The sequence below is a fragment of the Natronococcus sp. JC468 genome, assembly GCF_012163165.1.
In the GTDB taxonomy this organism is placed as follows: domain Archaea; phylum Halobacteriota; class Halobacteria; order Halobacteriales; family Natrialbaceae; genus Natronococcus; species Natronococcus jeotgali.
In genome coordinates this window covers 1-6,501 of sequence record NZ_JAAVUO010000077.1, presented here as the reverse complement: position 1 = coordinate 6,501, position 6,501 = coordinate 1, and the positions used below count along the sequence as shown (strand labels likewise).

The following is a 6,501-nucleotide window of genomic DNA, read 5'->3' as shown; positions in this document are numbered from 1 at the left end:
CGGTCGGTCTCTTGCGCCCCATGCTTGGTTTACGCCCTCATGGAGTAGCAGCGTTTCCATCGAGTCAACACGGCACTTCATTCTTGACTCAGAATCATTGCTCGTCCGATCTCCTCGAGGTAGCGAAAGGGTCACCTCAAGTTCTCTGAACACCCTCCCCCCGTCATCGATGTGTAAATCTCAGGATGAGGGGGAGGGTGAAAGCTGATGAAAGCATTCAGATTAGAGGGAGAGAGCATGAGAACAGGGATACCAGCACAACCAGACACTTGAGAAAGGAAGAGATCATCGTCCGATTCATTGGAGACAAGTCTCTTAACTCTCGTGGCTGGATCTATTGCGGTTACTGTTATTGATATCCACATATAAATCTTTCCAAGCTAGAGATAGCCGTAGATCAGACTGTCATTAGTGTGTTTGAGACCATCTCTCTCATGTACAGCGTGTTTTCTGCTGTTTTTTCGTGGTCGTCGTATCTTGGCCCCCACCCACCTGCACTGGTTTACACATCGATGACGGGGGGAGGGAGTGGGGTAACTCTCGGGGGACGTGACTTCTCCTCGTGGATGACCTCAAATATAGTGGGACGTTCTCTATCTATAGGTGCTCATCTATTACTATTCCTCGAAGCCCAAATTCGACGCTCTCCTGGGAAACTCACTATAGTATCGTCAATCTTTGCTACTTACTTCTAGTTCTAGTTACTAGGCTAGCTAGAAGAACACACTCCTATCGATTTGTTTTAGTGGGACGAAGTCTGCTGACTTGCCTTCCTTTTCTGATTTAATAGCTATCGAGTCGCGTATCGCAACTGGTGTTGTTGTCGTTTACTACTTCTCTAATGTCTCTCCAGATTCAGGCAGACCCCTCTATCGATTTGTTCTATCTCAACGCTTGCTCTGGAAAGACGATGATTAAAGGTACATAAATGGATATAGCACGAGGCATCAGACCTCTCTATGAAATTTATTGTTTTCTAACGTCCCCACCTCCTTCATCCAGCATAAAACAAATCGATAGCGGTGTGGGTGTGGTCTAAATAGTATCTGAAAATCATATCTATCCTATCTCATCCTACAGTCGTATGGTCTTCCGGGTAGAACAAATCGACAGAGGTGTCTCTGTCTTCGGGAAAGGTCCTGTCGTGGCATGGTCAGATTATGGAAATTACGATTTCCGAAATCATGATTTCTAAAACACGGATTTCCAAAACCAGGATACTAAGTACTCTACACGAATGAATCCATACTATGGACTCGTTCGTTGATCGAGAACAGGAACTTGAGGAACTAACGAGCCGATACAATTCGGACCGCGCTGAATTCGTTGTCCTATACGGACGACGTCGACTCGGTAAGAGCGAGCTCGTCCGTCAGTCGATTGCTAACCGGGATGATGCAGTCTACTACCAGGCGATCGAGTCGACTGCACAAAATCAACTCGAGCAGTTTGTTGACGTAGTTACAGACCAATTTCCTTCCCTCGAAAATATTCGCCGAGACTGGGAAGCACTACTCAGTGCATTAGGTGATCAGAATGCAGTCATCGTTATCGACGAGTTTCCGTTTCTCCTCGAGGAAGATGATTCACTTCCTTCACGGGTTCAGCGAGTCTGGGACACGCGACTTCAGGAGACTGGAATAACGCTTGTACTTGTCGGTTCCTCAATTAGCGTAATGGAGGATGAAGTGCTTGCTGGCAACAGCCCATTGTATGGCCGTCGAACAGCAACTATTGACCTGAAACCTCTCTCTGTCGGGAACACAAAGGAATTCTACCCGCAGTACGACGATGAAGCCGTTGTTATAGCGTGGGCGATCTACGGTGGAACGCCATACTATCTTCAGACCGTTGACCCCACTGAGGCACTTGCAGCAAATGTCCAGCAGTCTATTCTCTCAGAACGTGGTCTCCTGTATTCTGAACCGGAATTTCTTCTTCGAACAGAGCTTCGACAACCGAATACCTACTTCAGTATTCTCCGAGCCTTGGCACATGGCCGCCGAACTCCCAACGAAATCGCTGGAATGGCTGGCGTCGAGTCCCAGTCACTGAGTACGTATCTTCAGAAACTACGTCGGCTTCGGCTTGTTGAACGTCACATCCCGGTAACTGAATCACCGACATCGTCAAAGCGAGGTCGATATCGGCTCTCTGCGCCACTATTCCGATTCTGGTTTCGGTTCGTCTATGGGAATCAGGATCGGCTTTGGTTGTTAGGCGACGATGCATACGACGAGCTCGTTGCTCCTGAGCTATCGGATTATGTTAGCCCACTTTTTGAACGACTTTGCCAGCTAGCCCTCCCAAATCTGATCGACCGCCGATTCCATACTGTCGGTCAATGGTGGTTCAAAGAGCACGAATTGGACGTCCTCGGATTAACTGACGACGGACTAGTCGCTGGTGAGTGTAAGTTCACGTCATCTCCTGTCAGTGAGGGTGTTCTTGCAGACCTAGAGCGAACTGCCGGACACGTTCGTTGGTCAGGCGAGCCAGCGGATGCGACGATACAGTATGTTCTGTTTAGCCGATCTGGATATACTGCTGATCTTCGCCAGCAGGCCACGACTCGAGATGATGTTGTGCTCTACGACCTTGCTGACGTTGTGAGTGCTTCTGCTGAGTAAGATACTCGGTTTGGTAATTAACTTGGACAACTTCGAGACGATTCTCACAGATTAACCAACACGCTTGAGCTTTTCACTGCCAATGAGATCTGTCCAACTCGAAGCCCGCCCATCTGACGAACGATCGAAGTAATTCTGGTCGATCGCCAATCGAGGCGATCGACCTGTCAACTTCCCACTCAAGATCAATGAAATTGAACGGAACGAAGTTTCCAAGCAAGTCGATTTTGCCGGCCTTCCACACTTGTTCGACTGGCATGAGTTCAGGAGCATAGGTTGGCATCTTGGGAAAAGACACAGCGACCAGGGTCGCTGTGTTAAACTCTGGTGCTGTCAAGAGCCGTTGAGCATACTTATGCGATGAAGCATTATCCCAACAGACAGCTGCAGGTTTGTTATAGTAATTCAAGAAGTCCCGCACAAACTCGGCAATTATCAACCCAGGAAGCCCATCTGAGGTCATCCAATGACTGAAGGCAGTCGCGCCGCTGGCAGGCGCGACTGCCAGCACTTCAAGAACTTTCCAGCGCTCCCATTTTCCTGAGCCAACGGTGACTGGTGTCTGTCCACGCGGTCCCCACGTCCGTACAACCGTTGATTGCATACCAAACGAACTCTCGTCAACGAAAACGAGGAGTTCATCGTTCAGCCGCGCTTTTTTTCAATTGCCGGAACCGTCTCATTCAGCCACTCCTCAACAGCCGCCTCGTCGCGCTCACGAGCGCGACGTTGCGGCTTCTGGCAGCTCCAATCAATCCGCTGCATATAGCGCCAGGCTGTCGGTATACTCACAGAGACGCCAAATTCCTGCTCGATCGTAATACGAATTCGATCTAACGTCCACTGATCAGTCTCGAAACCGTGAGCTTGCGGACCTTGCTGGAGCAGGTCCGCAAGCTCGCCGAAGTCTTCTTTCGGAAGGGTTGTCGCAGATCCGGGATGCGGTTTCGAACGGAGACCGTCGTTTCCCTCCTCTTCGTGCATCTTCTTCCACCGGTACACCGACCACGGTGTAACTCCCTCTACTTCAGCGATCTCATACGGACTGTGGCCAAGTTCCAGCATGGCGACGGCACGCCGTCGCCGTGCTTCCAATTCTTCTTTCGTTCCGGCTGGACGTGTCACAATGTCTAAGATAGGCGCCGAGCGAAGATAGCGCTTTGCTCGGTGAAAAGCTCAACGCTACTTGGATCCGATGATCTGATGCCTAATATGGATATTCGCTTCTAGAGTCTGTAACAGATACCTGTTACAGATAACCGTAGCAGATAGAAGGCACAGAATAAAATAACAGACTTCTGTAACAGACATAGACAACAGACATATGTTACGTACTATTAGGGCAGATATATGCTATATATGTCTGTTAGTAGTATCTGCCTCTATAATCTGCCCCGAATGTCTGACACAGGTTTAAGTAATGGATGACTGTACCTGGTATTGATGATAACAGCAGTCGTCTATTCAGAGTCAGGCGGAACGTTCAAAACAACGACGACAGCTAACCTCGCAGTCAGTTTAGAGCGAATGGGGCTGGACGTCTGCGCCATTGACCTCGATCCACAAGAGGGAAATCTCACAACCCTGTTTGACGTTGGCGAACACCGAAGTGATCCGGATGCAGACAATCTCGTAAAGCACGTCTTGGAAATGCCCGATGGGGCATTTGAAGACCTCATTGAAACTTCAGATGAAGGGGTCGATGTAATTCCAAGTCACGATATGCTTGGTGACTTCACGTCTAATCTTGAGCAGAAAATCGCCTATGAGACAGGGATGAAGAACATGACCAAAGAGGAGTTTCCACGGTACGAGTTGCTGTATGATCTGTTATGGAACGAGCAGCAACTTCATGAGCAGTACGATGCCGTTCTCATCGATCCAAACGCTCGAGCGGAAGATCTTCTGTACAATGCGATCTATGCTATGCGGACACTGGTTGCACCAGTCAAACCAGCTGGAAAAGGCAATCTAAGTCTCGACGGGCTTGAGGAACTCGTCACGAACATGGAGACGCAACTGGGAATTGAGGTTGGGCTTTCGTGTGTCGTTCCCTCTGGTGTTGGGCAGACCAACGCTCATCAACAGTATTCTAAGCGGTTCAAAAACACAGATAACTATGCGACTCCCGTTACGATTCCGGATCGCGAGAGTTTGATGGATACGATGTGGGAAGCGCGTGGTTCTGCATACAAAGTTATCGAAGAGCGCTGGAAAACCTTCGAAAAAGATGGAGAGATGGTAAGCGAGCCCGGTCAGCGACGAATTCGCGACCGCGAACTTGAGACGGCTCGGGACATCTATGAACTGGCCGCATTTATCGCAAGCGAGACGTTCAATGCTGAAATTGATCCGGAATTAGTACTTGATATCGAAGAGCACGAGAAAAGAACCTTCGATCTTCATGACGACGTTGAAACAGAGGTGACGGTCTAATGAAGGAAGGGTCTGGAAATTTGGATTTCAGTCAAACAAGCGATGATGCCGAAACTGAATCGGAGTCCAAACCGCAGGCTGATGGCGAGAGCAGCGCTGAACAAGTGACGCCCCAGTCCCAGCAGGTACAGAGCACCTCAGACACGACTAGCAGTCAATCCACGTCTGTCACTGATTCTCAGCAGGACCCACAAGGGTACCCATACTTTGTCCGTCGGTCTAACGTTGGAGACGAACGAGACAATCGGCTCGAGGTCCATCTGAGGTCGGAAGTAAGTGATCAAGAGTCCGAATTTCGGAGTGCCCTTGCTAGCGCTCTCGAAACAGACGAAGTTCCAAAAACAGATGCGAGAGAATTCGCCCTCAAGTACGCATTTGAGAACCCAGAAGATGTTGCTGAACTAATGCGCGATGAGGGATTTGGATTACTCGACTGACTTTTGATAGTGGGTACATCGATTACCATCTTCTTCGTGATCGAACGCCTTAGCCCTGTTAAACCCTGGTTAGCATCTTCTATAGAAATTGGAAATTCTGTATAGTCACATATCATTTACGACGCTCTGGACATATACGATACCTAGTCTATGTATTTTGGTTGTCGAGGATGGGACAACCAAATACACGATAGTAGTTAGCCAGTATCATAAATAGCGAACCCTACGAAAATGATGTTCTTAGAATCACCACAATCCGGCGGAAACGGGTTACTCGAGGCGATTTCGCGTGAGTAGCGAGCAGAGCCGATGGTCGCACAAATCGCTCGAGGAACTCCGTGAGTTCTGGAAAACCGAAATCGAACTCGCACTGGATGTACTGGCCACGACCTTGAGGACAACCTACCCATCAGTATCTACTCGACGTCGGCTACGGTGGACTCACTTATACGCTTCGAGAGCACCACAAAATGACCCTCTCGGAATTTCTCGAGTCTGTAGGCCACGTCGAGGAGGCCGCGGAGTGCTAGTGGGGTATCGACGACGAAACCACCATCGACGAACTCGAGTCGTTCATCCCGACGCTTGAGCGTCGCCAAGGGCTTGCCAATACTACAGTCACGGCGAAACGCTCACGACTCGCGACCTACGCACAACTGTACGACGAGCTTTACGGCCGGGCCATTCTCGTGGATCGCGTTGTCGACGGCGCCGAACGGGCGGCCGAGATTCGACGCGTCCTTGCGGTGTTCGACGAACTCGACACCGACCTTGGGACTGACGCCTCGAAGCAACGATATCTGAGCGCCGTCACCCAGTTCGACAGTCATCTCGAGCGCCGGGCGATCGCCGCGTTCAACTCAGCCTCGAGAATCAATGAAGAGTACAAATTATTTACTGAAATTCTTCTGTGAGCGCGGGAACGATCTCGAAGAGGTCGTCGTGGATCGCGTAGTCGGCGATGTCCATGATCGGGGCGTTGGGATCGGTGTTGATCG

General features: G+C 49.8%; 7 protein-coding genes and 1 pseudogene. 4 read left to right on the top strand and 4 right to left on the bottom strand.

From position 1 onward, the window contains the following. The first annotated feature begins 1,250 nt into the window (after positions 1–1,250). A complete protein-coding gene (locus GWG54_RS20220; RefSeq protein ID WP_167939439.1) occupies positions 1,251–2,630 on the top strand; it encodes an ATP-binding protein in 1,380 nt (459 codons plus the stop codon). A gap of 73 nt (positions 2,631–2,703) precedes the next feature. On the opposite strand, the gene GWG54_RS20215 is transcribed toward GWG54_RS20220, so the two are convergent. Continuing rightward, positions 2,704–3,279, bottom strand: a complete 576-nt coding sequence (locus GWG54_RS20215) for a transposase (RefSeq protein WP_280842125.1) — start codon at positions 3,277–3,279, stop codon at positions 2,704–2,706. Next, entirely contained in the window at positions 3,276–3,755 is a 480-nt protein-coding gene (locus GWG54_RS20210) for an IS630 family transposase (protein WP_167939437.1), read from the bottom strand. Before GWG54_RS20210 ends, GWG54_RS20215 begins: the two co-directional genes overlap by 4 nt. Positions 3,756–4,073: 318 nt before the next feature. On the opposite strand from GWG54_RS20210, the gene GWG54_RS20205 reads away from it, so the two are divergent. Both GWG54_RS20205 and GWG54_RS21440 read left to right on the top strand, forming a co-directional pair. After that, positions 4,074–5,066 carry a ParA family protein gene (locus tag GWG54_RS20205; protein ID WP_167939436.1) on the top strand — a complete coding sequence of 331 codons (993 nt, stop codon included), beginning with the start codon at positions 4,074–4,076 and terminating at the stop codon, positions 5,064–5,066. Then, positions 5,066–5,503, top strand: coding sequence for an acyl-CoA dehydrogenase (locus GWG54_RS21440; RefSeq protein WP_167939435.1), 438 nt, complete (start codon positions 5,066–5,068; stop codon positions 5,501–5,503). Before GWG54_RS20205 ends, GWG54_RS21440 begins: the two co-directional genes overlap by 1 nt. A 416-nt stretch (positions 5,504–5,919) precedes the next feature. Here GWG54_RS21440 and GWG54_RS21090 read toward each other — a convergent pair whose 3' ends face one another. Further along, a complete protein-coding gene (locus tag GWG54_RS21090) occupies positions 5,920–6,102 on the bottom strand; it encodes a hypothetical protein (RefSeq protein ID WP_245242896.1) in 183 nt (60 codons plus the stop codon). Between the two features lie 90 nt (positions 6,103–6,192). Here GWG54_RS21090 and GWG54_RS21085 point away from each other — a divergent pair, with 90 nt between their 5' ends. Continuing rightward, positions 6,193–6,417 (top strand): hypothetical protein, encoded by a 225-nt coding sequence (locus GWG54_RS21085; protein ID WP_245242895.1) that lies wholly within the window; start codon positions 6,193–6,195, stop codon positions 6,415–6,417. Here GWG54_RS21085 and GWG54_RS20190 read toward each other — a convergent pair. Further along, positions 6,398–6,501, bottom strand: a pseudogene (locus GWG54_RS20190) (electron transfer flavoprotein subunit alpha/FixB family protein); the annotation flags it as partial. The gene GWG54_RS21085 and the pseudogene GWG54_RS20190 sit on opposite strands and share 20 nt — an antisense overlap.

What these genes read in the sequence shown, in the direction of transcription:
- GWG54_RS20220 (WP_167939439.1), top strand. Translation starts at nt 1,251, where the DNA reads ATGGACTCGTTCGTTGATCGAGAACAGGAACTTGAGGAACTAACGAGC.
- GWG54_RS20205 (WP_167939436.1), top strand. Translation starts at nt 4,074, where the DNA reads ATGATAACAGCAGTCGTCTATTCAGAGTCAGGCGGAACGTTCAAAACA.
- GWG54_RS21440 (WP_167939435.1), top strand. Translation starts at nt 5,066, where the DNA reads ATGAAGGAAGGGTCTGGAAATTTGGATTTCAGTCAAACAAGCGATGAT.